Here is a 26,606-nt window from a genome sequence, read left to right as displayed (position 1 = left end):
GGTCCCTCACGCAGGAACGCGGCGAATGGCGGCGTCGGGCAGGAAGTCCGGCGTGAAGAGCGCGCTCGGCGCGACGGGCGTGGGCAGGCCGAAGGCGGCGCCGACCTGCTCGGCCATTGCGGCCAGCCGCTCCGGCCGCACGCCGCCCATGCCGTCGGCCCGGCTCTCCTCCGTGACGAGCTGGTTGCGGACGAGCCAGGTCAGCCGCTCCGTCTCCAGCGCCGCTTCGATCAAGGAGTCCTTCCGGCGCAGCGCCCCGGCCGCTGCCGCGGGGTCAGCCATGGCGGCCTGCCAGCCCCGCGCTGCGGCGGCGACGAAGCGGCGCAACGCCTCCGGGTTCGTCTCGGCCAGGCGGCGCGAGGCGATCAGCCCGTTGCCGTAGAGCGGCATGCCCGCGTCGGCGAAGTAGAGGAAGCGCAGGTCGGCGGGGCGCACGCCGTTGCGGACAAGGCCGAAATACATCGTGCTGTCGAAGCCAAGGATCGCCTCGGCGTCGCCGCGCAGCAGCATCGCCTCCCGCAGGCGGAGGTCGCCGTATTGCCACTTCACGCCGCTCGGATCGAGGCCGGTGCGGGCGGCGTAGGCCGGGAAGAGCTTGTAGGCGCCGTCCGTGAGCGCCGCGCCGACGCGCTTGCCCGCGAGGTCCGCCGGCCGCTCGATCCCCGCCTTTGCGAAGGAGGCGGCGCAGAGCGGGGAGCGGTAGTAGAGCATGTAGACGCATTTGATGGCGGAGGCGGGCTGGCGGCCGTTGAACTCCAGCACCACGCCGAGGTCCGCCACGCCCAGGTCGTAGGTGCCGGAGCCGACGCGCGTCACCGCCTCGCCCGACCCGCCGGAGGGGTCGAACTGCACGCGCAACCCGGCCTCCCGGAACCAGCCGCGCTCCTCCGCGAGGAAGAAGGCGGCGTTCGAGCCGTCAAGCGGGGCGGCAAGGGAGAATTTCAGCTCCGTCATTGCCCCCTGCGCCCGACCGAGACCGGGCGCGAGGAGAACGGCAGGGGCCGCGAGGAGCGAGCGTCGGGCAAGCATGGGCGGATCTCCGGGGAGGGCGCGGAGAGGGAGCGCAAGGCCCGTGCCAGATCGGAATGGACGAAGGAGGCGCCCTGCCGCAGGATTGCGCGCAATCCGCTGCGTGCCGGGAGGGCGCCGTGCATAAGGGACCGGGGCAGAACCGTCTGGTCGGCGTGGTCCACGCCGGCAATCGCCCCCGCGCGCGGGACGCGGCGGGCGTGCACGAGCACCTTCTTGCGGCGATCGTGGACCAGCGCCTGCCGCCGGGAACGCGGCTGACCGAGGCCGACCTCGTCGAGACCTTCGACCTCGGCCGGCGGGTGGTCGGCGAGGTGTTGCACCGCCTCGCCTGGGAGGGGCTGGTCACGATCCTTCCGAACCGGGGTGCGCGGGTCGCGTCGCCGGACGCGGCGGAGGCGCGTGCCATCTTCGCGGCGCGGCGCGCCATCGAGGCGGGCACGGCCGAGGCGGTGGCGCGGGCCGGCGACCCCGCCGCCGTCGCCGCGCTGTCGGAGAACCTGGCGGAGGAGGGCCGGCTGCGGGCCGCCGGGCGGCTGCGCGAGGCCATCCGGCTCTCGGGCGGGTTCCACGTCCTGGTTGCCAACCTCTCGGGCAACCCGATCCTGGCCGGGGCGGTGCGCCTCCTGGTGGCGCGGACGAGCCTTGTGATCGCGCTGTTCGACAACCGTGGCGGCCTGGCTTGCTGGCACGACGACCACGCCAGCTTCGTGGAGCTGGTCCGCCGGCGGCGGCACCGAGCGGCGGCGGCGCTGATGCGGCACCACTTGCTGGAGATCGAGCGGGACCTCCGGCTGGACCGTCCACGGCGCGAGGCGATCGACATCCGCTCGGCGCTGGCGCGGCCCCTCGCCTAGACGATAGGTCTGTCATCAGGAGGATAGCGCCGAGGACAAATTTGTGTCCTAGAACGCGCTTCGGACTGAGGCTGAGACGAAAACTCCAGGCTTAGCTCCGGCTTAGCGAACAGCTCCGATTTACAAGTGGCGCACGACCCGGAACCACTCCCAAATCAGGGATGTGTCCTCGGTGAAGGTTGCTCCATGGCTGGTCGCCGAGGCGAGGTAGAACTCCCCCATCACTCGACGCCACCACTCGACCGTCCGTTCCCCTTCACCATAGGCGTGGGCCATGTCCTCGGTCACGGCCCCGAACGGCAACACCTCCACACGCGTCGTCTCAACGACCCCACGCGGCTGCCTCGCGCCGTCGAGAAGGACGCCGAGTGCGCCGACAAAAGGGATTACGCCGTCGGGGTAGTCCCAGAAGGGTGAGGAGGTGAGCGTCTTCGTGCCTTCGAGGATCAGGGCAGCGCCCTCGTCCGCTTGTTCGGGGGCACTCCCGATCGACATCGCGAAAAAGTAGCGGGCGTCCTCACCTGGGAAGGCCGCCTTCAGCACGCACCTCAGTTCGGCGTCCATCTGTCCCTCCTTCCACATCGCCGCAACGATGCTCTCATTATACAGTGCGGTGAGCGGCGAGGGTTTCATGCGTCGGTGGGGTGTCTGACGTCCTTTCAGGCCGCCCATGTGGACCCCCGCCGTCCGGGCGCAGCTTGCGCGCGCCGCGATCCCGTATGCAACATGCCGGCATTGGCAAGTTGTTTGGCAGGGAGGCGAAGTTGGCCGCTCGCCTGCAGACGACCTTATCGGGCGCAGACGCGCGCCGGTGCCTTCCGGGCAGTATCACGCCCCTCTTGTGGCAATCCGTCCAAGCGGGGCCTCGTTGGCACTGACAGGCGGGCCGGCAGCCGGTAGTCTCAGGCGACCGCGATCAACATCCGCCGCGCGAGCGGCCTGGCAGCCTTGGTGATCGCGCCCTGGCGGCGCTTGGCCCCGCTCTCGTGCTCCGGGGGCACGAGCCGAAGATGGGCGGTCAGCCGGCGCAGGTTGTCAAACCGCTGGCTGTCGCCGACATAGACCCCCATTAGCGGGGCAACGATCAGCGAGACACCGCGCAGGGCCTGCAGCTCCTCAACCACCGGCGCCATGCTCCGGCAGGGCACTGCGGGCCGACACGCCGATGCGTGCCCCGTTGCTCAAAGCGATGGTGGGCGCATGGCGTAAGCGGGGGAAGCGACTGAACCCTAAAGGTTCAAGTGGGTCAGGAGATTTCCACCGCGACGAAGCGCGTTCAAAAATCACCACATCGGATCTACCCGCGCCGCCGCACAGCGAGGATGACGGCGGCCATCAAGACAGCCGCGCGCGAGCCGACTTACGGCGGCGCGACAGCTTACCCTTCGCTCTGGCGCACACCACCAACAAGTGGAGGGACCGGTTCAGGGATCACTCGCGTTGGGTGGATGGTGCGACCGCCTGCCACGCCGCGACCTTGCGGAGGACGCTTGGCAGATCAGCCGCTCCAGGCACGCGCGATCATGGCCGCAGCAAGGCCCGCCAGCGCAAGGCCAGCCGTTTTGTTCATTAAGCCCAAGACCCGAGCGGTCATCCGGCTTCGCATCAGAGAGATGCTTCCCGTGAGGGCGCACCACCAAGCGAGGGAGCCGATGAAAATGCCGGCAATCAGCAGAGGCGCCAGCGTCACGGTCCCACGTCCGATCAGCGCTGGCACCATGGCGGCGAAGAGGATCGGCGTTGTGGGGTTGAGCAATCCGAAGCAGACCGCACCCCAGTAGGAGGAGGCGAGCGTCGGCGGCATTTCGGATCGGATAGCCGGTATCATGCCTCGCCTGAGCACTCGGACCGCGAACCAGAGTAGAACCAAGCCCGAGAGGATGGGCACAAAGGGGGTATTTAGCCATTGCTGCGCCAGCCCAACGCCGCCCGCGACGGCCAGGGTGCCGTAGGCGAGGTGCACGGTGGCCACGCCGAGGCCGGTCGCGAGGCCTTGGTTGATACCGGCCGCGAGCGTGCGTTCAATGCAAAGCACGGCGGCCGGCCCGATCGGTGCGGCAATCGAGAGGCCGACGCTGGCGCCCATCAGCAAAGCGGCCATCGGCGCGCTCATCCGGGCTGTCCCTCCGGGGCGACGCGCGGTGTGGACGGGACCGGTGCGAGCAAGGGGGCTGCCCTTGAGGTGCTGCCCGCGCTTCCAAAAATCCAAGCTGTTCCGCTCACGTCGACCTCCCAGGAGCAACAGAGAGAAGACCTGTCCGGGAAGCAGCTTATTCACGGTCGCTGAATGCTTCTGTGCGTTTGCTCACATCGTGGGAGTGGCGCTAGCGACCCATCGGGCGGCGAACTCAGCAAGTTCGCGCTCATTCAAGTCGGACACGGCCCAGATGGTCATGCCGTCCTCTGCCCAGCCCACGAAGTTGTACCCCTCGCGGCTGCCCGAAACCGGTTGCTTGCCCTGCTCCTCCGGCAGGGTCGGCCACGCGAAGAGGTTTATGACGTGCTCCCGCCGCTTGTAGACCAGCGCCGCAGCCGGGCTGCCCGGCAGAGCGTCGACGCGTCCCCCCACCAGCGGGAAACCCTGGGAGGCCAAGTCACGGACCGGGGGCGAAAAGGGCAGCCGCCCGGCAAACCACGGCTTCACCGTGTGCTGTTCGGTCGATGCGACGTCCAGGAGGTGCTGCGGCTGGAGGGCTCGAACATGGGCCGCTACCACCCAGTCCGACATGCCCAGCCTTCCCTCTCCCAACGGCATTAGAGCGAAAAGGACGATGCCCGCTGCGAGCGCAGGTCCAATGCCAAGAGCCCAGCGGCGCAGCGAAGCGGATGGACCGGGGGTACGGTTCGTGATCCTTGTTCGGACCTCTTTTCGCAGGTGGTCGGGCGCGCGATGGCGCGGCAAGTCCCGGCGCAGCACTCCTGAGAGCGCTAGGAGTTGGTGCTGGAACTCCTGGCAGGCTGCACAGGTCTCCAGGTGCGCGGCGACGCGGGCGGCTTCGGCAGCGTGCAACTCACCATCCATGTCCGCCTGCACCAGCAGGCTCATCTCGTGGCAGAGATCACTGGTCATCGGCGATCCTTTCCCCGGCAATCAGGGCGCGCCGGGCCCGCCAAAGCCGCGACATCACGGTGCCGATCGGCACACCGGTGATTTGCGCGATCTCCTTGTAGGAGAGCTCCTCGAGTTCCTTCAGGATGAGGCACTCTCGCAATTCGACCGGCAGCGCGCTCAGCGCCCGCTCCAGCCGTTCGGTATCCTCCTTGCGCCCCAGCGCTGCGTCCGGACCCTCCCCTGGATCCGGCAGGTTCAGCACCGCTTCGCCGTTCAGCGCCTCGTTTCGGTCCATGCCTGCATCCGCCCGACGGCGCGTGGCCAGCATGGTGTAGGCGGTGTTGCGGACGATGCGCATCAGCCAAGCGCGCCCGTCCTCGCCGCGGAAGGACGCAAAATAGCTCAACCCTCGGAGTACCGCCTCCTGCACAATATCCTCCGCCAGATGGGGATCCCGCACCAACCAACGAGCTAGGCTGTATGCAGCGTCCAGGTGTGTAAGAACCACCTCGCCGAAATCCTGCTTTGGGGAAGTTTGCCTCGGTTTGTTCGTCCCTCGGCCGGGCCACGTCATGCAAGGGACCCGCTGGGAGTCCACGCCGGGATGGCCGGATGGGTGGACGGCCTCACCCCGGCGCCCAGCATAGCCCCCAATGCCGGCCAGCGCCGACCGATGCGCAGGGGTTGGGATGCTGACATCGTGCCTCCTGATGCGCTCGTTCTCTCAGAGCGGCCCAATGCCAAGTCCCCCTGCCACGTCGGACGCCCTGCCGATGCGAGAAGGAGCATACCGATCGCATCATCATCTGACTGCTCATGGCCATCGCTCCAGCCCTGTTGAAAGACCGAACCGGGAGGATCTTTATTCACAGGCGGACTTCGTGGCTGCGAGTGGCGCGCCACAAGGGCGTGCATGATAAAGACCTTGTCCGATACAAGGACGGGCGCCGCGGGGGCTTGATCGCCCTCGAGCCAGCTGCCGGTCATCCAGCTTGGTCGTTCTAAGGCCGGCGAGTTGACGATGCCGAGGGCAGGGGTCGGGACGCCACACCTATGAAGCACTGCGTACGCCGTACGTCGCTTTATTGAGCTGTTCGGGCAGACGCCAACCGGCCTTCCTCTCGAGCGCTGCCTGCTGCCGATCGCACCCAACAAATAGAACCAGCCGCTTCACCGACGCGCCGCCCTCGCCAGCACGCTCGCAGCTGGGCTGGAAGCTGCCCATGATTGAGGGATCGGGCTGGAACAGCCGTTGCCGTTCCTTTCGATTTCCATCACAGCCCTTCAGCAAAATAGCGGCCATCGCCGTTATGGCTTCGCTGAGTAAACATGCAGGGCACGTCGACAGGTCCTGCGTTCCACGGCGGTGGTGGAGCTAGGCGCTGAACTGTTTCTCGAAGACGCCCATCAGCACGCGCTCGAGTTCGCGCTTCACCGGGCCGCGGCCGCTCTGCTTGAGGAACTCGCCAAGCTCGAGGCGAACGTTGCCCTGGTACAGGGCACCGCCCCGGCGGGCTTCCACGTTCTCCCAGACGTGCTCGACGTGCAGAAGGCACTGTTCGGTGTCGAACACCAGGAACCAATGGTCCTGACTGTTACTAACGGAGCTGGGTGAAGTCTGGTGAGGTTGCCGGCGAAGTTGGGTCATTCCGCGTTTCCATATCGAAATTCCAATAAGCGGTAGGCGACGCTGATCCAATCAGGAAGCGTCGCATTCGCATATGATCGTGAGGGGTGCCGCGAGGTGCTTCCCCTGGAGGGCCGCTGAGGAAGTAGCCGACCATCCTACTAGCCAGGCTGGGCCTCCTGCATGATCTTGCGGATGATGGCTGCGCCTTTGACGGTACGCCTCCCCGACACGAACCGCTGGTCGAGCGGGGTGGGGAGGCGAGACACGAGATCCGCCTCGATCAGGTGGTCCAGAACCCGCCGGATAATGCGCTCGTGAAGTTCGAGGGCCGTGGCGAGCTCTCGCCCTGTGTGGGGGCCTGCTTAGACGTAGGTCCTCAAAAAGACGGCGAGTTGTCGCGCGGTGAGGTCGGGTCCGTCACGCCGGACGTTACCTCACGCACGAAGACGCTCATTGAACCCCTCCGGCGAAGGAGCATCTTCTGGATGGAACCGGCGGACGGCGCCAACGCGCCTGCCGGACCGAGGAACCCGACCATGCTGCGCACGCCCATGCCCGTCCTGCTGTTTGGACTTCTGTCACTCGGCGCCTGCGCGGTGGCACCACCCTCCGGGCCACGGGTCTACGTCACGCCGCCGGAGGGCAAGGACCTAGCGCGCTTCCAGGGCGAGGACGCGGGCTGTCGGAACTACGCGCAGCAGAGCATCGGGTTTGGCGCCCCGCAGCAGGCAGCAAACGCCGGGGCTGCAGGAAGCGCTGCCGTCGGGACGGCGGTCGGGGCCGCCGCGGGGGCAATCGTCGGCGCGGCCGCCGGCAACCCTGGAGCCGGAGCGGCGATCGGCGCCGGCGGTGGCCTCCTGACGGGTTCAGCGATCGGCAGCGGGAACGCCCAGGCGTCGGCGGGGGAGCTGCAGCAACAATACGATGTCGCATACGTGCAGTGCATGGCCGCGAGTGGCAACCGCGCTCCTGCCGTCGTGGCGGCGCCATACGCCTCCGTTCCCTACGCCGTCTATGGCAGCCCGGCTTATTACGGCTATCCAGGCTACTACCCTCCCTATTTCGGCGCCCCGGCGGTTACCCTCGGCTTCTTCGGCGGCTATGGCGCACGTTATCACCGGCCCGCCTTCCACCGAGGGTTCTACGGCGGATACCGTGGTTTCCATGGCGGCGGCTTTCAGGGCGGCTTTCGCGGGGGGCGTCGGCACTGAGGCGGCTTGGTGGGCGAACCTGGTGACCAGCGGGCGCGAAGGCGTCCAGGTGGGCAAGTTGGACGGGTGCGCCTGACATCACCTCTTGCGTCTGCCACGGGCCATCGGCCCACCAGCTCAGGACAAGCCCCACCATGCTCCCGCAAGATTCCGCCTGGATTCTCTCGTCCGTCACCCAGGTGGTACGGCTGCCCGGCCTTCGCGGCGGCCCCGATCTGTTCATCGGCGAGCCTGTCCGCACTCTCCCGTTAACCGGTCATCGGCCCGGTCGGCTTGCGCGCTGGGGTGGGATTGAACGGGACACACGATTCCTTCGCTCCTCCGCAGAGGCGCGAAAACCCAGCAACTCTGCGCTTGGTGGGAAGGCTTGGGAAAGCGTGATGGCGGACAGGGTGGGATTCGAACCCACGATAGGCTTTTGACCTATACGCACTTTCCAGGCGCGCGCCTTCGACCGCTCGGCCACCTGTCCCGCGGCGGCGGGGTATACGGGGCCTCGGCCCCGGGGGCAAGCGGGGTCAGGCCGATTTCACCAAGGCGGCCAGCGCGGCCTCGAAGGCCGAGAGGTCGTGCCAGCGGGACGCCGCCGCCACCGGCCGCGTGACAAGGGGGCCGCCAGCGGCTCGGAGGCCGCCGTCGATCATGAGGTTGTCGTGCAGGCCGAAGGCTTCGAGGTGCAGCCCCTCGGCGTCCTCCCACTCGCCGTCCGGCCGCGGACGGGCCGCCGGACCGAGGAAGGCGCGGGTGCGCTCGGTGAAGGGGGTGTCGGTGTTGGAGTAGCCGGCGACCGGCCGGCCGAGGGCGCGCATGAAGCCGAGCTCGTACACCGTGCCCGGGTCGGCGGAGGGTCCGCGGAAGGGGGTGAGGTTGGCGATCAGCGCGTCGGCCCGCCGGATATGCGCCTCGTTGCGGAGGTAGATGGCGAGCCAAGCCTCCTCCGCGTGGTCTGCCTCGGGGCAGTCGACGGGATCGGTCGGGAAGATCCCGGTGGCGCCGTGACGCGCGCAGACGGCGCGCTTGGCCTGGGCGAGGGCGTCGGCGTCCGGCAGGAAGACCTCGGGACCGGCGAGATAGATGAGCATGCGGGACAAATAGCAGGTGCCCGGCCGCCTGCCACCAACCAGGGGTGGTTTCCGGCCGCGGGAGGCTCAGCCCCGCCCGCGCCGCTCCTCCACCTGGGCGGGCGTCACGCGGGGCATGTCGAAGAGGTCGGTGGTGCGGGCGTACCAGCCGGCGCCGTGCATGCGCCCGACCAGGCCGAGGCGGGGCGTGTCGACGTAGAGGCGGGCGGGATCGAGCATGCAGTCGTCGCGCACATGCACGGCCAGCACCTCGCCGAGGACAAGGTTGTGGGTGCCGATCGGCACCGTCTGCCAGAGCCGGCACTCGAGGGCGACGGGGCTCTCCGCGATTCGCGGCACCTTGATCTTCGCGGACGGGGCGGTCGTCAGTCCCGCCATGGCCACCTCGTCCACCCCGGGCGGGTAGTCGGCGCCGGTGACGTTCATCGCGGCCGCCGTCGCCTCGCTGACGAGGCAGAGCGCGAACTCGCCGGTCGCGCGGATGTTCGCCATCGTGTCCTTCAGCTCGGGCCCCTCCTCGCCGCCCATGCCGCGGGCGCCGACCCCGATGCCGACGACCACCGGGTCGTTGCTGAACACGTTGAAGAAGGAGTAGGGCGCGGCGTTCACGCGGCCCTCCGCGTCCCGGGTGACGAGCCAGGCGATGGGGCGCGGGACGATGGTGGAGACCACCAGCTTGTAGCGATCCCTCTTCGGCAGGGCCGCGAAGTCGAAGAGCATGCGGGGCTCCCTAGGCGGCGCGGTGGGGCGGCTCGGCGCCGTGGAGGAGCAGGGCGTCGAGGTTGTCGAGGCAGCGGAAGCCCATCGCGTCCCGCGTCTCCACGGTGGCGCTGCCGAGATGGGGCAGGAGGGTCACGTTCGGGGCGCGGTGGTACCCCTCGAAGATGGCCGGCTCGCCCGCGAAGACGTCGAGCCCCGCGGCGCGGAGATGCCCGCTGGCCAGCGCCGCGCAGAGCGCCGCGTCGTCGACCGTCGTGCCGCGGCCGGTGTTCACCACGATGGCGCCGCGCGGCAGCGTTGCGATGGCCGCGGCGTCGAGCCAGTGGCGCGTCGCCTCCCCGCCCGGGATGTGCATCGAGAGCACGTCGCAGGCGGCGAGGAAGCCGCTGTCCTCCGCGTGGTAGGTCGCGCCCTGCTCCTCCTCGGGCGGGAGGCGGGAGCGGTTGCGGTAGTGGATGCGCATGCCCATCCCGCGCGCCATCCGGGCCAGCTCCTGCCCGATGCGGCCCATGCCGAGGATGCCCAGGCGCTTGCCCTCGAGGGTCACGCCCATGAGCTGGGTGGGCGCCCAGCCCGTCCACTCGCGGGCGCGCAGCAGCCGCTCGGCCTCGCCGGCGCGGCGGGCGCACATGAGGACGAGGAGCATCGCGATCTCGGCGGTCGCGACGCTCAGCACCTCCGGCGTGTTCGTGACGGCGATGCCGCGGGCGCGCGCGGCGTCGAGGGCGATGTGGTCGGTGCCGACGCTGAAGGTCGCGATGACGCGGACGCTGGCGGGGAGGGCGCCGATGGTCGCGGCGTCCAGCCCGTCGCCGGCGGCGCAGAGGATGCCGTCGCAACCCTCCGCGGCCTGGAGCAGGGCGGCCGGCTCCAGCGCGCGGTCGGGCCCCTCGGGGCGGCGGACCTCGTAGTCCCGCGCGGCGCGGGCCTCCACGGCCGGGGGCAGCGATCGGGTCTGGAGGAGGGTCGGGCGCGGCATGGGCGGGAGGATGCCCGTCCGGGGCCGGGATGCAAGCCAGGGCCCGACCTTGCCAGGAAACGGGGCGCGGTTCAGGGTCCGCGTCGCTGATTCGACGGGAGGTTTGCGATGGAACTCGGGCTGAAGGGCAAGCGGGCGCTGGTGATGGGCGCCTCCAAGGGGCTGGGCCGGGCCATCGCGGAGGCGCTCGCCGCCGACGGGGCGGCGCTCGCCATCTCCGGCCGCGACGCCGGGCGCCTCGCGCCGGTCTGCGAGGCGCTGACGGCCAAGGGCGCCTCGGCCGCCCACGCCTTCGCGGCCGATGTCGGCCGGGGCGAGGACATGGACGCGCTGGCCAAGGGCGCCGTGGCCGCGCTGGGCGGGCTCGACATCCTCGTGCTGAACCACGGCGGCCCGCCGGCCGGGACGGCGTCGGACCTGACGGAGGAGGCGCTGGAGACCTGGTTCCGCCGCATCGTCCTCTCGCCGATCCGCCTGGCCAACGCGGTCCTGCCGGCCATGCGGGCGCAGAAGCACGGGCGCATCATCGCGGTGGGCAGCACGGGCATGGTGCAGCCGCTGCCGAACCTGGCGCTGTCCAACGTGCTGCGCGCCAACATCGTCGGCTGGGCCAAGACGCTGGCCGACGAGGTCGGGCCGGACGGGGTGACCGTGAACATCATCGCCCCCGGCGCCATCCGGACCGACCGCAGCGTAGAACTGGCCGGGGCGGCGGCGGCGAAGTCGAACTCGACGCCGGAGCAGGTGATCGCCGACCGCGAGAAGACCATCCCCATGCGCCGCTACGGCTCGCCGGACGAGTTCGGCAAGGCGGCCGCCTTCCTCGCCTCCGAGGCGGGGTCCTACATCACCGGCACGATCCTGCGCGTGGATGGCGGCGTGGTCCGGGGCTTCTGAGGCGTGGCGGGGGACCTGGGCGGCGCGCGGCTCGCCGCCGACATCGGCGGCACCTTCACCGACCTCGCGCTCGAGCGGCCGGACGGGGAGGGGGGCCTGGCGCGCTGGACCGCCAAGGTCCTCACCACCCCCGCGGCGCCCGAGCGCGGCGTGCTGGAGGGCGTCCGCGCGGTGCTCGCCAAGGCGGGGATGGGGCCGGCCGACGTCGCGCTCTTCATCCACGGTACGACGCTCGCGACCAATGCCGTGATCGAGCGCAAGGGCGCGCGCACGGCCCTGCTGACGACGGAGGGCTTCCGCGACGTCCTCGCGCTCGGCAACGAGAGCCGCTACGACCAGTACGACCTCAACATCACCCTGCCCGAGCCCCTGGTGCCCCGCCGCTGGCGGCTGACGGTGCCCGAGCGGCTGGACAACACCGGCCGCGTGCTGCTGCCGCTGGACGAGGACGCAGTGCGCGAGGCCGTCCGCCGCCTGCGCGCGGAGGGGATCGAGAGCCTCGCGATCGGCTTCCTCCACGCCTTCGTGAACCCCGCGCACGAGCGGCGCGCGGCCGAGATCGTGCGGGAGGAATGGCCGGGGCTGCCCGTCTCGCTCTCCTCCGAGGTGTCGCCGGAGATGCGGGAGTGGGAGCGCTTCTCGACCACCGCCGCCAACGCCTACGTCCAGCCGCTGATGGCGACCTATCTCGGCCGGCTGCGGGACGGGCTGGGGGAGGCCGGCTTCGCCTGCCCGCTGTTCCTGATGCTGTCCGGCGGCGGGCTGACGACGCTCGAGACCGCCGCGCGCTTCCCAATCCGCCTCGTCGAGAGCGGGCCCGCGGGGGGCGCCATCTTCTCCGCCCAGGTGGCGCGGCAGAAGGGCTGGGACCGCGTGCTCTCCTTCGACATGGGCGGCACCACCGCCAAGGTCTGCCTCATCGACGACTTCGCGCCCCAGACCGCGCGCAGCTTCGAGGTGGCGCGGATCGGCCGCTTCAAGAAGGGCTCCGGCCTGCCGCTGCGCATCCCCGTCATCGAGATGGTGGAGATCGGCGCGGGCGGCGGTTCCATCGCCTCGGTGGACGCGCTCGGCCGCATCCAGGTGGGGCCGGAGAGCGCGGGCGCCGATCCCGGCCCGGCCTGCTACGGGCGCGGCGGCGCGAAGCCCGCGGTGACCGACGCGAACCTGCTGCTCGGCCGCTACGACCCCGCGAGCTTCGCCGGTGGCAGCCTGGCGCTGCACCCGGAGGATTCCCGCCGCGCGATGGGCACCGCCCTCGGCACGCTCGGCCTCGCGCCCGAGATGGCGGCGCTCGGCGTCGTGGAGGTGGTGGACGAGAACATGGCGAACGCCGCCCGCGTCCATGCCATCGAGAGCGGCAAGGGCTATGACGGGCGCGCCATCATCGCCTTCGGCGGCGGTGGGCCGGTGCACGGCTACCGCGTGGCGGAGAAGATCGGCGTGAACTGCCTCCTGGTGCCCTCCGGCGCCGGCGTGGGCTCGGCGATCGGCTTCCTGCGGGCGCCGGTCGGCTACGAGGTGGTGCGCAGCCTCTACCAGCGCTTCCGCTCCTTCGACGCCGCGGCGGTGAACGCGCTGCTGGCGGAGATGTCGGCCGAGGCGCGCGAGGTCGTCGCGCGCGGCGCCTTCGGGGCGCCGCTGGTCGAGCGGCGCATCGCCTACATGCGCTATGTCGGGCAGGGCCACGAGATCGCGGTGGACCTGCCGGTGAAGACCCTCGCGGCCGCGGACGTGGAGACCGTGCGCGCCGCCTACGACGTCGCCTATGCCGGCTTCTACGACCGGCCGGTGCCAGGCAGCGACGTGGAGATCCTCTCCTTCGCGGTGACGGTCGCGACCGAGGTGGAGGCGCCGCCCCCGGTCGCCGAGGTGTCGGAGGCGCCCGCCCCCGCGCCGATCCGGCACCAGGCGGTGCGCGACACGGCGCGGGGCGAGGTCTCGGACTGGCCGGTCTACGACCGCGACGGCTTCGCGCCCGGCGCGGCGGTCGCCGGTCCCTGCATCGTGGCCGAGGCGGAGACGAGCACGCTGGTGGGACCGGGATGGACCTGCCGGATGGATGGGCTGGGGTACCTGGAGCTCATCCGCCGTTTATGACCCGTTTTCAGCTTAATGGATCAAACAGGTGTGGTTGCAATGCTTCCTCATCAGTCAAGATTGTTCCCGCCGGAGGGAGTGCTTCACGCGGTTTATCGGCAGTAACACCAAGACGACTAAGGTCGGCATCTGTTAATTCTTTGAATTCAACTCCAGCTTCTTTGAGCATGTCCAATGCGACTAGGCCAATTTTATCCCACTTGGAGCCCGTATTTTGCCTTGGCTTTGCTGCTACGACCCGTTTGATGCCCGCCTGAATTAGCAGGGTGGCGCACATACTGCAAACTGGCTTACCAACAACGTATGCATCGCACTCGAGGGCTTGCTGTCCTGCGAAAATCAGCGCGTTTTGTTCGGCATGTATTGTCATCGTGAGTTTTGTGTGAGGATCGTCTAGACGGTGAGCATTATCTTCAACGTTCGATGGGAAACCGTTGAAACCAATGGATATTAAGCGGCCCCGCTTGGGATTTACGATTGCGGCGCCGACCTTGGCCCGAGGATCCTTCGACCAACTCCCGACCAGTTTAGCAAGTTCTAAGTATCGCTCGTCCCATTTTGGCGATTCTTTTTGGGGAGTAGACTTAGCTTTTGTCATTTACTGCCATTTCTTAATGAAATCCGGAAGGATTTAATAATGGAATTTAAGCCGCCGCAAGTGCCTGCTGCCCTAGCCGCCATCCAGCGCCAGATCCAGTGGAACCGCCTCATCGCCGTGGTGGAGGAGCAGGCGCAGATCATGATCCGGACCGCCTTCAGCACCACGGTGCGGGAGGCGGGGGATCTCTCGGCGGGCGTGTTCGACCTTCGCGGCCGGATGCTCGCCCAGGCCGTGACGGGCACGCCGGGGCACGTGAACTCGATGATGGAATCCGTCGGCCACTTCCTCGCGAAGTTTCCGGCGGAGACGATGCGGCCGGGCGACCACTACATCACCAACGACCCCTGGCTCGGCACCGGCCACCTGCACGACCTGACGGTGGTGACGCCCGCCTTCCGTAACGGCGCCATCGTGGCCCTCTTCGCCAACACCGCGCACGTCATCGACGTCGGCGGCCTCGGCATGGGGCCGGAGGGGCGCTCGGTCTTCGAGGAGGGCCTCTACATCCCCATCGTGAAGTGCTTCGACCAGGGGCGCGCGAACGAGACATTCTTCGACATCCTCCGCGCCGGCACCCGCACGCCGGCGGAGCTGGAGGGCGACGTCTACTCCCTTTGCGCCTGCAACGACGCCGGCGCGCGCCGCCTCGTGGAGATGATGGACGAGTACGGGATGGAGGCGATCGACGAGCTCGCGGAGTCGATCTTCGAGGCCTCCTCCCGCGCGACGCTGGCCGAGATCGCCAGGCTGCCGCGCGGGGAGTTCGCTTCCGAGATCCGCTCCGACGGCTACGAGGCCCTCGTCACGCTCCGCGCCCGCATGACCATCGCCGAGGACCATATCGCGGTGGACTACGCCGGCACTACCGGCCTCTCGGGCCGCGGCATCAACGTGCCTGCTGCCTATTGCCGCGCCTACGCCTGCTTCGGGATCAAGTGCGTCGTCGCGCCGGAGGTGCCGAACAACTGGGCCTCCCTGCTGCCCTTCCGGATGACGATCCCCGAGGGCTGCATCCTCAACGCCCCGCGGCCTTTCCCCGTCAGCGTGCGCCACGTCGTCGGCCAGCTCCTGCCGGACCTGATGATGGGCTGCCTGCACCAGGCGGTGCCGGACCGCGTGGTGGCGGAGGGTTCCTCCTGCCTCTGGAACCCGCCGCTGCGCGGCGGCGGCCAGGTGAGCGGTGCCGAGGCCGAGCTGCCGGACTTCGAGGTCATCACCTTCAACTCCGGCGGCACCGGCGCGCGGCCCGGGCAGGACGGGCTGGACGGCACCGCCTTCCCCTCGGGCGTGCGGACCATGCCGGTGGAGGCGACCGAGAACGTGGCCCCCGTGGTGTTCTGGAAGAAGGAGCTCCGCGCGGGCTCCGGCGGGCCGGGCCGCACGCGGGGCGGCCTCGGGCAGGTCATGGAGATCGGCGCGCGGGACGACGCCGAGTTCGCCGTCAACGCCATCTTCGACCGCGTGGCCAACGCCCCCCGCGGGCGGGACGGCGGGGGCGACGGCGCCCCCGGCTGGGTCGGGCTGACCGACGGCACGCCGCTGCGCACCAAGGGCTACCAGGTCATCCCCAGGGGCAAGCGCCTGCGCCTGCTGCTGCCGGGCGGCGGCGGCATGGGCGACCCCGCGCGGCGCGACCCGGCGCTGGCCGCGCGCGACGTCGCGGACGGCCTCCTCTGAGCGCGCCGCACCTCTACGTCGACGGGGACGCCTGCCCGGTGCGCGACGAGGCCTTCCGTGTCGCCGAGCGGCACGGCCTGCCCGTCACGGTCGTCGCCAACGGCTCGCGCGGGGTGCGGCTGCCGGACTGGGTGCGGCGCGTCATCGTGGCGGACGGCCCGGACGTGGCGGACGACTGGATCGCGGATTCGATCCGCCCTGGCGACATCTGCGTCACCGCCGACATCCCGCTCGCCTCCCGCTGCCTCGCGGCCGGGGGCCACGCGGTCTCGCCGAGCGGCAAGGTCTGGGACACCACCAACATCGGCCAGGCCCTCGCCGGGCGCGAGATCTCCCGCCACATGCGGGAGGTGACGAACGGCCAGACACGCCACTCCAGCTTCAGCGCCGACAACCGCTCCCGCTTCCTCCAGGCGTTGGAGACGACGGTTCAGCGGGCGATGCGCGGCCCGGCGCCGCCGCCGCCGGCCATGCCCGACTTCTTCTCGGACTGAGCCTCCCGCAGCCGCTGGAAGAGCCAGACGAGGCCGAGCCCGACCAGCGCGCCCCAGGCGACCTCCCCGACCCGGGAGAGGAGCATGTGCTGCGGCGAGCCCGAATGGGGCACGAGGATGATGATGGTCGCCGTGATCGCGGCCAGCCGGCTCGCCGAGCCGACGTTGAGCGCGGCGCAGGCGAGCACCGAGAGCACCACGGCCAGGATGTAGAAGCCCAGGCCCTGCCCGAGGGTCAGCACCACGGCCACCGCGATCGCGCCTCCGATCGCCGAGCCGATCACCTGGTCCCGCCCCGTGTTCCGGGCCGCGCCGAACTCCGTCTGCATCACGGCGATGGCGGTGATGGCGCCCCAGAAGCCCTCGCGCAGGCCGAGCGCCTGGGTGGGGAGGTAGGCGACGACGGCACCGACCGCCGAGAGCAGCGCCTGCTGCGCGCCGGCGCCGAGGCGCTCCGCGAGGGGCATTGCCTTGGTGAGGTCGGTCACCCGGCGCTGGAGGCGATCGATCCGCCCGGCGAGGCGCGCGCCCGCCGGGCCGTCCGGCGGGGAAACGGGTGGGGAGGGGGCGGTCTGCATCACCCCAAGAAGACGCGGGCGCGGCCAAGGTTCCCGGCGCGTGCCGCCTGGGCCTGGATCGCGGGGGCGCGCGGGGCCATCATGCCCGACCCCTTCGGCAAGGCTTCGACATGGCACTCCGCTGCGACACCATCATCCGCGACGCCACCCTCTTCGACGGCACCGGCGCCCCACGCCGCCTGGGCGACGTGGGCCTGCGGGGCGACCGGATCGTGGGGGTGGGCGACCTTGGGGCCGCGACGGCGGACCGCGAGGTGATCGCGACGGGCAAGGCGCTGGCCCCCGGCTTCATCGACAGCCACACCCATGACGACCGCGCCGTCCTCTGCGGCCCCGAGTGCACGACCTGCAAGACGAGCCAGGGCGTGACGACGGTGGTGGTCGGCAACTGCGGCATCAGCCTCGCGCCGCTCCGCCTGACGGCGAGGCCCGTCCCGCCGCTGGACCTGCTGGGCGACGAGAGCTGGTGGGAGTTCGACAGCTTCGGCGACTACGCCCACGCACTGCGGACCCGCGGCTCGGAGGTGAACACCTACGCCTTCGTCGGCCACCAGACCCTGCGGGTGGAGGCCATGGGGGGCGACGTCTACCGCCCCGCGCGCGACGTCGAGATCGCGCGCATGCAGGACCGGCTGCGCCAGGCCATGGGGGAGGGGGCGAGCGGCTTCTCGACCGGCCTCTACTACCCGCCCAACGCCGAGGCGAAGACCGAGGAGGTGATCGCCGTCGCCGAGGCGATCCGTCCCTTTGGCGGCCTCTACTGCACGCACATGCGCGACGAGGCTGACCGCATCCTCGCCTCGATCGAGGAGACGGCGAAGATCGGCAAGCGCGCCGGCGTCGCCGTGCATGTCAGCCACCACAAGTGCTCCATGCCCGAGAACTACGGCCGCTCCACCCAGACCCTGCCGCTGCTCGCGGAATACGCGCGCACGCAGAGCCTCTCCTTCGACGTCTACCCCTACCCCGCGGGCTCGACCGTGCTGATGCCGGACAAGCTGCGCGACGACGTGGAGGTGATGGTCACCTGGTCGGTCCCGCACCCCGAGATGGCCGGGAAGTACCTCAAGGACGTCGCCCGCGGCTGGAACACCGACATCAAGACCGCCGCCGCCCGCCTGCTGCCGGCCGGGCAGGTCACCTGGCAGATGGACGAGGAGGACGTGCGGCGCATCCTCGCCCACCCGCTCTCCGTCATCGGCTCGGACGGCATCCCGCACGACGCGCACCCGCACCCGCGGCTCTGGGGCACCTTCCCGCGCGTGCTCGGCCACTACGTCCGCGACATCCGCCTCTTCAGCCTCGAGACCGCCGTGCACAAGATGACGGGGCAGGCGGCGGAGCTCTTCGGCATGACCGACCGCGGCGTGCTGCAGGAGGGGGCGATGGCCGACATCGTGCTCTTCGACCCCCACACGGTGCGCGACCGCGCGACCTTCGAGGACCCGAAGCAGCTCTCCGAGGGGATCGAGGAGGTCTGGTGCAACGGCGTGCCGACCTATGCCGCGGCCAGGGGCGCGACCGGCGAGAAGCCCGGCCGGCTGGTCACCCGCAACCGCTGAGGACGCGGGCGCCCCGCGGCGCCCGCGCCGGCCTCAGGCCGCGCGCTTCAGGTCGCTCCGGTCGATGACGGAGAGGTTCAGCGCCTTCAGCAGGCTGTAGATCGTGTCGATCTCCTCCGGCTTGGGCTTGGGCATCGGCGAGCGCATGAAGGGGCTCGGGATCAGACCGCGCAGCCAGGCCGCGGTCTTATAGCGGATGTGCAGCCGGCCCATGTCCGCGATGTACTCGTGCAGGTTGACCAGCCCGCTGTCCCAGACCCGGCAGGCGCCCTCGAGGTCGCGGCGGTCCCAGGCCTCGAGGTGGTCGAGCATGGGCTCCTTGGCGAAGGTCCAGAAGCCGCTCAGCGTGCCGTCGAACATGCCGGTCGCGCGGTACTCGTGGAAGCGGGACGCCAGCGCGCCCATGATGGCGACGGGCCTGTTCAGGCTGCGCAGCCCCTTCGCCACGATCCGGAAGCCGTCATAGGTGTAGGTCATCTTCCAGCCGACGATGTTCGGCACCTCGCGGCACATGTGCAGCGCGGCCTTCACGGGCAGGCCTGGGTAGAAGGGGAAGTCGCTGCCGCTGACGGGGTGCGTGATGATCGGCAGGTCCACCGCCCGGTCCTGAGCGATAACGGTGTCGAGCCAAATCTCGGGATAGGTGTCCGCGTCCCAGCAGGAGGTGACGTCCTGCGCGCCGCCCGGGGGCGTCACGAAGATGCCGTCGACGCCGAGCGCCTTCGCGTCGCGCGCGGTCTCCACCATCTCCTCGGTGCGGAGCGCCCAGGTGCCGGCGATGATCGGAAGCTTGCCGTGCGCCTCCTCCATCGCGATCTCGAGCACGCGGCGCTTCTCCTCCCGCGTGAGATAGAAGATCTCGCCCGCCTCGGGGTTCACGCAGAGCCCGCCCTCCTTCGCGAAGCGCGCGTCGTCGGCGTAGTAGCGGACGTAGCGGCGGAAGGCGGCCTCGTCGACCTTCATGGTCTCGTCGAAGGGCAGCAGCAGGGCGACGTAGCGCCGGTGGCCGATGGTGCTCATGGCGTTCCTCTCCGGCCCCGCCTCTCGGTGCGGGACGACGAGGGCATATGGCGGCGCTGGCGACCAGAAATCCATCTATAGTTATTCATCGCACCATCAACGCGGTGCATGATGCGCGCGGCATGATCGACCTCTCCCGCGTGGACCTGAACCTCCTCGTCGTCTTCGACGCCCTCATGGCGGAGCGCCAGGTGACCCGCGCCGCCGCCCAGGTGCGTCTGACCCAGCCCGCCGTCAGCCACGCGCTCCGCCGGTTGCGGCACCTCTTCGAGGACGAGCTCTTCACCCGAGGGCCCGGGGGCATGCAGCCGACGCAGCGGGCGCAGGACCTGCACGTCCCGGTCCGCGCCGCCCTCGCCCATGTCCGCGCCGCCCTCGGCAGCCGGACGAGCTTCGACCCCGCGACCGTCCGCCGCCGCTTCCGCCTCGCGATGACGGAGGTGATGACGCTGGAGGTGCTGCCCCGCCTCGTCTCGCTTGTCCGCCAGCGGGCGCCGGGCGTGGACCTGGCCATCCTCGGCAGCGGCGCCGGGGAGGCGGGGGAGATGGTGGCGGCGGGCGCGGCCGATATCGGCCTCGGCGTCCTGCCGCAGCTCGCGGACGGGCTGCTCTCGCAACAGCTCTACACGGACGCGCTCGCCTGCGTGGTGGACCGGCGCCACCCGCTGCTCCGGGACGGGCGGCTGGGTCTGGGGGACTACCTCGCCGCCGCGCACGTCACCGTCGCGGGACCGCGGCATGTCGGGATCGAGCTCGACGAGATCCTCGCCCGTCTGGGGATGGCGCGGCGGGTCGTGGCGGTGCTGCCGCACTACGTCGCCGTGCCCGCCGTGATCCTCGGCACGGACCTCGTCGGCCATGTCCGGGAGCGTCTCGTCTCGCTCCACGCCCGGCGCGACGAGCTGCTGCTCTTCCCGCCGCCGATCCCGGTACCGGTGCCGCCGCTCCGCTTCCTGCAGGTCTGGCACACCCGCGACGACCGCGACGCCGGGCACCGCTGGATGCGCGCGCTGGTCGCCGAGGCCGCCGGCGACCCGCCTCCGGAGGCCTGATCCCTAGAGCACGGGCACGCCCCGCCGCTGCGCCTGCCCCTCGGGCTCGAGGTGGATGGTGATCACCGCCTCGCCGATCTCCGCCCGCAGCGCGTCCTCCAGCCGGTCGCAGATCGCGTGCGCCTCTCCCACCGTCATGGCCGCGGGGACGACGAGGTGGAACTCCACGAAGCTCACGTCGCCGGAGGCGCGCGTGCGAAGGTCGTGCGCCTCGAGCGCGCCCTCCGCCCCCTCGGCGATGACGCGCCGGACGGCGGCGAGCATCGCTGGGTCGAGGGCGCGGTCCATCAGCGCGCCGACCGAATCGCGCACCATCGAGACGCCCGTCCAGACGATGTTCACGGCGACGAGCCCGGCCAGGGCCGGGTCCAGCCAAGCCCAGCCCGTCAGCGGCACCAGCGCGAAGCCCACCAGCACGCCGGCCGAGGTCCAGACATCCGTCAGGACGTGCCGCCCGCTGGCCAGGATGGCGGGGGAGCGCCAGGCGCGCCCGGCGCGAAGGAGGTAGGCCGCCCAGGCCGCGTTCAGCACCGTCGCCGCGCCGTTGATCGCCATGCCGAGCAGCGGCGCGTCCGGCACGGCCGGGTGGGCCCAGGCGCCGTAGACCTCGTGCAGGATGGCGGCGGCGGCGCCGATCACCATCATCCCCTCCAGCACCGCCGAGAAGTACTCGGCCTTCTGGTGCCCGTAGGGATGGCCCGGATCCGCCGGGCGCGCGCTGACGCGGAGCGCCAGCAGCGCGGCGACGGCGGCGACCACGTTGATGATCGTCTCCAGCGCGTCGGAGTAGAGGGCGACGCTGCCCGTGACCCACCAAGCCGCAAGCTTCAGCCCGAGCGCGACGAGGCTGACGGCCAGGCTGCCCCAGGCCGCCCGCATGATCCGGCTCATCCCGCCCCCCTCCGCCACCGGTCAGGCGCCGGCGCGGGCCAGCCCGGCCCAGGCGTGCCAGCCCATGTAGAGGCCGACGAGGAGGATCACCCCTGCCGAGACAAGGGGCGCGCGCCGCGTCACCGCCTCGAAGGCGCCGGACCAGCGCCGCTCCGCGTGGCGCATCCCGTAGGCGGCGCCGACGCCGACCGCGACCATCACCGCCGCGAGGCCGGCCGAGAAGCAGAGCACCAGCGCCACCCCGAGGCTGAACTCGCGAAGCTGCAGGCACAGCATGAGCACCGTGATGGCCGCGGGGCAGGGGATGAGGCCGCCCGTCAGGCCGAAGAGGACGATCTGCCCGGTCGTGACCTCCCGCCCGGTGAAGCGCCGCCGGATGTCCTCGGCATGGGCGCGCGCGTGCGCGTCCTGGTAGCCGGCCTCCGCGGCCGGGAGCGCGCCATGGTCATGCCCGTGCTCCTCGAAGGCGAGGGCGTACTCGTGCGCGTGGCCGCCATGGGCGAGGCGGAGGCGGGCGTCGAAGGCGTGCGGCTCCGGGACCTCCTGCAGCGATTCGAGGTAGCCGCCGCGGTCGGCGAAGGCGAAGGACTGCCGCGCGCCGCCGGGTCGGATCGTCTCCAGGCTCACCCCTGCCGCGGCCCAGGCGGGCGCGCCCTCGAAGCGCAGGCGCCAGCGCGGCGGCACCCCGTCCTCGAAGACCTCCAGCGCCGCCACCCCGTGCCCGGTGTCGATGCGCCGCACCGCCTCCGCGTGCGCGTGGTGCCCGTGACCATGCCCGTGCCCATGGTCGTGCGCGTGCTCATGCCCCCCCTGCGCGTCGCGCCAGCTTCGCCAGAGCATGAAGGCCGCCACGCCGACGATGATCACCGCCGAGAGAAGCTGGAAATAGGGCTCGGAGGTCTCGGCGTCGAAGCGGCCGGCGTAGTGGAGGCCGACCAGCGCCACCGCCCAGACCACCGCCGTGTGCGACAGCGCGGCCGAGAGGCCGAGCAGCACCGCCTGCGGCACCGTCCCGCGCACGGCGACGATGAAGGCCGCCATCATCGTCTTCGAGTGCCCGGGCTCCAGCCCGTGCAGCGCGCCGAGCAGGATGGCGGAGGGGATGAACAGCCAGGCATGGGCCGAGCCCTGCTGGATGATCTCGCCGAAGGATCCCATGGGAGGTCGCCTTACTTCATGTAGGTGCGGACGACGGCGAGAAGCTGGTCGACCGCTTCCTCGTCCAGCGCGCCCGGGTGCTTCTCCGCGTCCACGAGGTGCGAGCGGACGTGGTCCTCCACCACCTCCGCCATCAGCCCCGCCATGGCCGCGCGGGTGCTGGCGAGAAGGTGCATGACGCGCTCGCAATCGGCCTCGCCGTCGAGCGCGCGCTCCACGGCCTCGACCTGGCCGCGGATGCGGCGGACGCGGGCCAGCAGCTTGGCCCGGTCGCGGATGGTGTGGGTCATGCGCCGCAAGTGGGGTAGGGGGCTACCCTATGCAAGCGCTTCGCCCGTTCACCCGAAGGCGAGGCGCGCGGCCAGCCCCGCCGCCGCCGTGGCGCCGAGCGTGGGCAGCAGCCCGAGCCGCGTGCCGAAGAGCAGCGCCGCCGCCAGGGCCGCGAGGCCGAGCGCGAGGGGGTCGAGGCTCGCGGCCACCGGCAGGTCCAGCGCCAGCGGCCCCGCCTGGACCCGGTGCACCGCGGCGAAGAGCACCCGCAGCCCGAACCAGAGCGCGAGGTTCGCGATCACCCCCACCACCGCCGCCGTGACCGCCGCCAGCGCGCTCGTCAGCGCCCGGTTGGCGTGCAGCCGCTCCACGTAGGGGGCCCCGAGGAAGATGAAGGCGAAGCAGGGCGCGAAGGTCACCCAGACCGTCAGGAGCGCGGCCAGCACGGCCTCGCCCAGCCCGCCCGCGCCGTAGCCGGCGAGGAAGCCCACGAACTGCAGCACCAGCACCAGCGGCCCGGGCGTGGTCTCGGCCAGGCCGAGGCCGACCAGCATCTGCTCCGGCCGCAGCCAGCCATAGCCCTGCACGGCCTCCTGCGCGACGTAGGCGAGCACCGCGTAGGCTCCGCCCACCGTGACCACCGCGAGCTTCGAGAAGAACAGCGCGACGTCCGCGAGGACGCCGGCGCCGCCCAGCGCCAGGCCCGCGACCGGCAGGAGCCAGAGCGCGACCGCGGCCCAGCCCGCGCGCCAGGCGCTGGCCGCCAGCCGCGCCGGGCGGCCGGGGTCGGCGGCCATCACGGCGTCCAGCAGGGCGGGCGGGCCGTCCCGCGCCGCGCCGTGGGCGGCGCCGCGGAAGGCCCCGGGCGCGAGGAAGCCGACGAGGCCGGCCGCCAGCACCACCGCGGGGAAGGGCACGGCGAGGGCGTAGAGGGCGGCGAAGGCGGCCGCGGCCAGGGCCCAGGCCGCCCGCGTCCGCAGCGCCCGCCGCGCGACGCGGAGCAGGGCCTCGACGACCAGCACGAGCACCGCGCAGCGAAGGCCGAAGAACAGCCCCGCCACCAGCGGCACCTCGCCCAGGGTGACGTAGAGGATCGAGAGCGCGAGCATCACCGCCATGCCCGGCAGCACGAAGAGAACCCCCGCCGCCACCCCGCCCCGCACCCCGTGCAGCAGCCAGCCGAGATAGGTGGCGAGCTGCTGCGCCTCCGGCCCCGGCAGGAGGGTGCAGAAGTTGAGCGCGTGCAGGAAGCGGGCGTCGGAGATCCAGCGCCGCTCGTCCACGACCTCGCGGTGGAGAAGGGCGATCTGCCCGGCGGGGCCGCCGAAGGAGAGCAGGCCGATCCGCAGCCAGACCCGCAGCGCCGCCCCGAAGCCCGGAAGCGCCGGCAGGGCGCCGCGGCCCGGGAGGTCGGGGCCGGGCATCGCGTCCCGCGCGTGGGAGGGATCGGGCGGCGGGAGGCCCGCGCCGGGAGGGGGAGGGGAGGGGCGCAGGGCGGGGCTCCGGGCGAGGGTGGGGCAGCCTAGCCCGAACCCGCGGCCGCCGGAGCCCCCCGGCCTCAGCCGCGGGCGCCCGGCAGGCCGCGGAGGAGGAGCGGGGCGGATCGCGTCGCCAGCGGGATCGCCATGGCGCGGTAGGCGTCGAGGTCGCGCCCGCGCCCGGCCTCGGGGGCGGCGCCGGCGGTGCGGATCACGGTCGGCGGCGGGGACGCGCGGATGCTCATGCCGGCCAGGCCCGCCATGCCGAAGGAGGCGCGGGGCTGGTTGGACCAGCCGGGCTGCCAGGACGGCGCCGCCCCCGCGCGCTGCTCCTCCGGCAGGCGGAGCGCGACCTGCGCGCGGTAGGCCTCCGAGCGGCCCGGCGTCTGGGAATGGTAGTGCCCCGCCGCCACCATCCAGTCCCCGGCGCTCGCCTGCAGGCCCTGGAGGAAGCGGGCGGCGTAGCGCGCGTTGGCGAGGGGGTCGAAGGCCTCCTCGAGCGAGGCGAAGGCGTTGGGGTGGTGGTGCAGGTTGATCTGCATGCAGCCGACATCGATGATCCGCATGCCCCCGGCACGAAGCGCCCCCACCTCGGCAACCGCTTCCGCCTTGGTCGGGAAGAATTTGCCCCGTCCCTCCGCGTTCATCGTCCAGGGCCAGGGCCCTTCCTCGCCCGTGGCGGGGTCCCGCCGCCCCGACTCGACGCGGCCGATGGCGCCCAGGAGGCCCGCGGGAATGCTGTATTCCCGCTCGGCGGCGGCGATCGCCGCGCGGCAGAGCGCGGTCGGGGAGGGCTGGGCAAGGGCCAGGCCGGGCACCAGCAGGAGGAGAAGGGCGAGGAGGCGCATGACGCCCTCACCTCAAGACCCGTGCCAGTGCTGCCCGATGGCCGGCCAGCGAACGAAAGGCGAAAATTTCGCATTCGCGTGTTGGTGCGCTGCGGCAACCCCCTTGCGAAACCCGAGCCTCGGCGCTACGTTGTGCATTGCAGCGACGCCACTTCGCGTCGTTGTCTTTCTTGGACGTTTCCTCCCTAAACTCGGCGGTGCCCTCGGGCACCGCCTCTTTTTTTGCCCATGCCGCAGCGCGGCGCTCAGCCCCGCAGGAAGTCCCAGTCCGCGGCGACCAGCGCGGCCAGCAGCCGGTCCATGTCGGCCCGGAGCGTCGCGAGGCCGGGCAGGCGCTGCACGCGCCGCTCGTCCATGTAGAGGCTGCGCGCGATCTCGAGCTGGATGACCTGCACCCCGTCCCGCGGGCGCCCGTAGTGGCGGGTGACGTAGCCGCCCGCGTAGGGGTCGTTCCGCCGCAGCCGGTAGCCGAGGCCCGACAGCGCCTCCTCCAGCAGCCGCGTCGCCCGCGGGGCGGCGGCGGTGCCGTGGGCGTCGCCGAGGATCATGTCCGCCACCCGCCCGCTCTCGCCGGGCAGGGAGGGCATGGAGTGGCAGTCGATCAGCAGGCAGCCGCCGAAGCGCCGCGTCGTCTCCGCGATGAGGCCCGAGAGGGCGGCGTGGTAGGGCTCCCAGAGGCCCCGCACGCGGTCCGCCGCCTCGTCGAAGGAGAGGCGGCGCCGGTAGACGGCCTCGCCGCTCGCGACCACGCGGGCGATCGTGCCGAGCCCGGCGCCGACGCGGGGCGAGGCGCTGTTGACGAATTCCGGGAGCGGCCCGTCGAACATGCCGGGGTCGAGCTCCCAGGGCTCGCGGTTCGCGTCGCAGTAGACGCGGGGGAAGGTGGCGGCCAGCAGCGGCACGCCGAGGCCGGGGGCGCCGGCGAAGATCTCCTCCACGAAGCCGTCCTCCGAGCGCCGGAGCGCCACGGGGTCCAGCCGGCTGTCGGCCAGGAAGGCGGCGGGGTAGTGCCGGCCGGAATGGGGCGAGGCGAGCAACAGCGGCGCCAGCGGCTCCGCCGGCCGCTGGAGCAGGAAGGGCGGCGGCGAATCGAGGCGGTCGGGGGACTTGATCGGGAGGTCCATCTTGTTCCGAATCACCACAGCCGGGCGCGTCTGTCACGCATGCTTGCGCTGGCGCGGCGGGGCTTTTCCACAGATGGGGCGCCCGCGGCCGCCGCGACAGGCTTGCCCCCGCGGGAAGGGCGCGCTAAACGGCCGCCTCCGGCGACGTGCGCCGGTTCCCGTAGCGGATGGGCGCATAGCTCAGCGGGAGAGCACCTCCCTGACACGGAGGGGGTCACAGGTTCAATCCCTGTTGCGCCCACCATCCACCCCCTTGATTTCCTTCCGTTTCGGTTATCGACCCGTCGCTTGCGGGC

The 26,606-nt window shown here is 71.3% G+C and carries 27 protein-coding genes, 2 tRNA genes and 1 pseudogene; 9 read left to right on the top strand and 21 right to left on the bottom strand.

The window, feature by feature from the left end:
- Positions 1–6: 6 nt before the first annotated feature.
- Positions 7–1,029, bottom strand: coding sequence for an ABC transporter substrate-binding protein (locus EAH89_RS14255; RefSeq protein WP_140884225.1), 1,023 nt, complete (start codon positions 1,027–1,029; stop codon positions 7–9).
- Between the two features lie 119 nt (positions 1,030–1,148).
- On the opposite strand from EAH89_RS14255, the gene EAH89_RS14250 reads away from it, so the two are divergent.
- On the top strand, positions 1,149–1,886 hold the full coding sequence (locus EAH89_RS14250; protein ID WP_161993592.1) for a GntR family transcriptional regulator: 738 nt from the start codon (positions 1,149–1,151) through the stop codon (positions 1,884–1,886).
- Between the two features lie 120 nt (positions 1,887–2,006).
- On the opposite strand, the gene EAH89_RS14245 is transcribed toward EAH89_RS14250, so the two are convergent.
- From EAH89_RS14245 to EAH89_RS33415, 7 genes and pseudogenes are all read right to left on the bottom strand, one after another.
- Positions 2,007–2,450 (bottom strand): ASCH domain-containing protein, encoded by a 444-nt coding sequence (locus EAH89_RS14245; RefSeq protein ID WP_161993591.1) that lies wholly within the window; start codon positions 2,448–2,450, stop codon positions 2,007–2,009.
- 338 nt (positions 2,451–2,788) lie between these two features.
- A complete protein-coding gene (locus EAH89_RS14240; RefSeq protein ID WP_161993590.1) occupies positions 2,789–3,010 on the bottom strand; it encodes a transposase in 222 nt (73 codons plus the stop codon).
- 374 nt (positions 3,011–3,384) lie between these two features.
- Positions 3,385–3,999: a LysE family translocator gene (locus EAH89_RS14235; protein ID WP_140884215.1), complete on the bottom strand. Its 615-nt coding sequence runs from the start codon at positions 3,997–3,999 to the stop codon at positions 3,385–3,387.
- Positions 4,000–4,191: 192 nt separating this feature from the next.
- Entirely contained in the window at positions 4,192–4,956 is a 765-nt protein-coding gene (locus tag EAH89_RS14230) for an anti-sigma factor family protein (protein ID WP_140884213.1), read from the bottom strand.
- Complete coding sequence (locus EAH89_RS14225; RefSeq protein WP_140884210.1) at positions 4,946–5,512, bottom strand: sigma-70 family RNA polymerase sigma factor; 567 nt, start codon at positions 5,510–5,512, stop codon at positions 4,946–4,948. The genes EAH89_RS14230 and EAH89_RS14225 overlap by 11 nt, the downstream gene beginning before the upstream one ends.
- Positions 5,513–6,313: 801 nt before the next feature.
- On the bottom strand, positions 6,314–6,511 hold the full coding sequence (locus EAH89_RS14220; protein WP_140884208.1) for a hypothetical protein: 198 nt from the start codon (positions 6,509–6,511) through the stop codon (positions 6,314–6,316).
- Positions 6,512–6,726: 215 nt separating this feature from the next.
- A pseudogene (locus tag EAH89_RS33415) lies at positions 6,727–6,915 on the bottom strand (hypothetical protein); the annotation flags it as partial.
- A gap of 189 nt (positions 6,916–7,104) precedes the next feature.
- On the opposite strand from EAH89_RS33415, the gene EAH89_RS14210 reads away from it, so the two are divergent.
- Positions 7,105–7,779 (top strand): glycine zipper family protein, encoded by a 675-nt coding sequence (locus EAH89_RS14210; RefSeq protein ID WP_206667554.1) that lies wholly within the window; start codon positions 7,105–7,107, stop codon positions 7,777–7,779.
- A gap of 381 nt (positions 7,780–8,160) precedes the next feature.
- Here EAH89_RS14210 and EAH89_RS14205 read toward each other — a convergent pair.
- From EAH89_RS14205 to EAH89_RS14190, 4 genes are all read right to left on the bottom strand, one after another.
- Positions 8,161–8,251: transfer RNA gene (locus EAH89_RS14205), tRNA-Ser, on the bottom strand.
- A 46-nt stretch (positions 8,252–8,297) separates the two neighbouring features.
- The gene (locus EAH89_RS14200; protein ID WP_140884339.1) at positions 8,298–8,861 is read right to left on the bottom strand and encodes a nucleoside 2-deoxyribosyltransferase; all 564 of its coding nucleotides are present in this window, start codon (positions 8,859–8,861) and stop codon (positions 8,298–8,300) included.
- Between the two features lie 66 nt (positions 8,862–8,927).
- Positions 8,928–9,581, bottom strand: coding sequence for a flavin reductase family protein (locus EAH89_RS14195; protein WP_140884206.1), 654 nt, complete (start codon positions 9,579–9,581; stop codon positions 8,928–8,930).
- Between the two features lie 10 nt (positions 9,582–9,591).
- On the bottom strand, positions 9,592–10,560 hold the full coding sequence (locus tag EAH89_RS14190) for a 2-hydroxyacid dehydrogenase (protein WP_140884203.1): 969 nt from the start codon (positions 10,558–10,560) through the stop codon (positions 9,592–9,594).
- Positions 10,561–10,668: 108 nt separating this feature from the next.
- Between EAH89_RS14190 and EAH89_RS14185 the strand changes: the two genes are divergently transcribed.
- Together EAH89_RS14185 and EAH89_RS14180 are read left to right on the top strand one after the other, a co-directional pair.
- Positions 10,669–11,457, top strand: a complete 789-nt coding sequence (locus EAH89_RS14185; protein ID WP_140884201.1) for an SDR family oxidoreductase — start codon at positions 10,669–10,671, stop codon at positions 11,455–11,457.
- A gap of 3 nt (positions 11,458–11,460) precedes the next feature.
- A complete protein-coding gene (locus tag EAH89_RS14180; RefSeq protein WP_241667020.1) occupies positions 11,461–13,557 on the top strand; it encodes a hydantoinase/oxoprolinase family protein in 2,097 nt (698 codons plus the stop codon).
- Positions 13,558–13,564: 7 nt separating this feature from the next.
- Here EAH89_RS14180 and EAH89_RS14175 read toward each other — a convergent pair whose 3' ends face one another.
- Positions 13,565–14,155 (bottom strand): deoxycytidylate deaminase, encoded by a 591-nt coding sequence (locus tag EAH89_RS14175; protein ID WP_140884198.1) that lies wholly within the window; start codon positions 14,153–14,155, stop codon positions 13,565–13,567.
- A 39-nt stretch (positions 14,156–14,194) separates the two neighbouring features.
- On the opposite strand from EAH89_RS14175, the gene EAH89_RS14170 reads away from it, so the two are divergent.
- Both EAH89_RS14170 and EAH89_RS14165 read left to right on the top strand, forming a co-directional pair.
- Complete coding sequence (locus EAH89_RS14170) at positions 14,195–15,835, top strand: hydantoinase B/oxoprolinase family protein (RefSeq protein ID WP_140884196.1); 1,641 nt, start codon at positions 14,195–14,197, stop codon at positions 15,833–15,835.
- Positions 15,836–15,873: 38 nt separating this feature from the next.
- Entirely contained in the window at positions 15,874–16,329 is a 456-nt protein-coding gene (locus tag EAH89_RS14165) for a YaiI/YqxD family protein (protein ID WP_456306503.1), read from the top strand.
- On the opposite strand, the gene EAH89_RS14160 is transcribed toward EAH89_RS14165, so the two are convergent.
- Complete coding sequence (locus EAH89_RS14160; protein WP_140884194.1) at positions 16,266–16,907, bottom strand: FUSC family protein; 642 nt, start codon at positions 16,905–16,907, stop codon at positions 16,266–16,268. The two genes, EAH89_RS14165 and EAH89_RS14160, sit on opposite strands and share 64 nt — an antisense overlap.
- A gap of 110 nt (positions 16,908–17,017) precedes the next feature.
- Between EAH89_RS14160 and EAH89_RS14155 the strand changes: the two genes are divergently transcribed.
- A complete protein-coding gene (locus EAH89_RS14155) occupies positions 17,018–18,469 on the top strand; it encodes an N-acyl-D-amino-acid deacylase family protein (protein ID WP_140884192.1) in 1,452 nt (483 codons plus the stop codon).
- Between the two features lie 33 nt (positions 18,470–18,502).
- On the opposite strand, the gene EAH89_RS14150 is transcribed toward EAH89_RS14155, so the two are convergent.
- Positions 18,503–19,489, bottom strand: coding sequence for a dihydrodipicolinate synthase family protein (locus EAH89_RS14150; protein ID WP_140884189.1), 987 nt, complete (start codon positions 19,487–19,489; stop codon positions 18,503–18,505).
- A 122-nt stretch (positions 19,490–19,611) separates the two neighbouring features.
- Between EAH89_RS14150 and EAH89_RS14145 the strand changes: the two genes are divergently transcribed.
- On the top strand, positions 19,612–20,541 hold the full coding sequence (locus EAH89_RS14145) for a LysR family transcriptional regulator (protein WP_161993589.1): 930 nt from the start codon (positions 19,612–19,614) through the stop codon (positions 20,539–20,541).
- 3 nt (positions 20,542–20,544) lie between these two features.
- Here EAH89_RS14145 and EAH89_RS14140 read toward each other — a convergent pair whose 3' ends face one another.
- The 6 genes from EAH89_RS14140 to EAH89_RS14115 all read right to left on the bottom strand — a co-directional run bounded on the left by EAH89_RS14140 (position 20,545) and on the right by EAH89_RS14115 (position 26,310).
- A complete protein-coding gene (locus tag EAH89_RS14140; RefSeq protein ID WP_140884183.1) occupies positions 20,545–21,432 on the bottom strand; it encodes a cation diffusion facilitator family transporter in 888 nt (295 codons plus the stop codon).
- A 21-nt stretch (positions 21,433–21,453) separates the two neighbouring features.
- Positions 21,454–22,590 carry a nickel/cobalt efflux transporter gene (locus EAH89_RS14135; RefSeq protein WP_140884181.1) on the bottom strand — a complete coding sequence of 379 codons (1,137 nt, stop codon included), beginning with the start codon at positions 22,588–22,590 and terminating at the stop codon, positions 21,454–21,456.
- Positions 22,591–22,601: 11 nt separating this feature from the next.
- Positions 22,602–22,880, bottom strand: coding sequence for a metal/formaldehyde-sensitive transcriptional repressor (locus tag EAH89_RS14130; RefSeq protein ID WP_140884179.1), 279 nt, complete (start codon positions 22,878–22,880; stop codon positions 22,602–22,604).
- A gap of 48 nt (positions 22,881–22,928) precedes the next feature.
- Positions 22,929–24,284 (bottom strand): chromate efflux transporter, encoded by a 1,356-nt coding sequence (gene chrA / locus EAH89_RS14125; RefSeq protein WP_140884176.1) that lies wholly within the window; start codon positions 24,282–24,284, stop codon positions 22,929–22,931.
- Between the two features lie 134 nt (positions 24,285–24,418).
- Complete coding sequence (locus EAH89_RS14120; protein ID WP_140884174.1) at positions 24,419–25,186, bottom strand: transglycosylase SLT domain-containing protein; 768 nt, start codon at positions 25,184–25,186, stop codon at positions 24,419–24,421.
- A gap of 245 nt (positions 25,187–25,431) precedes the next feature.
- On the bottom strand, positions 25,432–26,310 hold the full coding sequence (locus EAH89_RS14115; protein WP_140884172.1) for an N-formylglutamate amidohydrolase: 879 nt from the start codon (positions 26,308–26,310) through the stop codon (positions 25,432–25,434).
- Positions 26,311–26,479: 169 nt separating this feature from the next.
- Here EAH89_RS14115 and EAH89_RS14110 point away from each other — a divergent pair.
- A tRNA-Val gene (locus EAH89_RS14110) sits at positions 26,480–26,554 on the top strand.
- The last annotated feature ends 52 nt before the right edge of the window (positions 26,555–26,606 follow it).

Source organism: Muricoccus nepalensis, from assembly GCF_006438825.1.
In the GTDB taxonomy this organism is placed as follows: domain Bacteria; phylum Pseudomonadota; class Alphaproteobacteria; order Acetobacterales; family Acetobacteraceae; genus Roseomonas; species Roseomonas nepalensis.
Note: the sequence above shows the minus strand (reverse complement) of the source record. Positions and strands in the feature narration are given on the sequence as shown.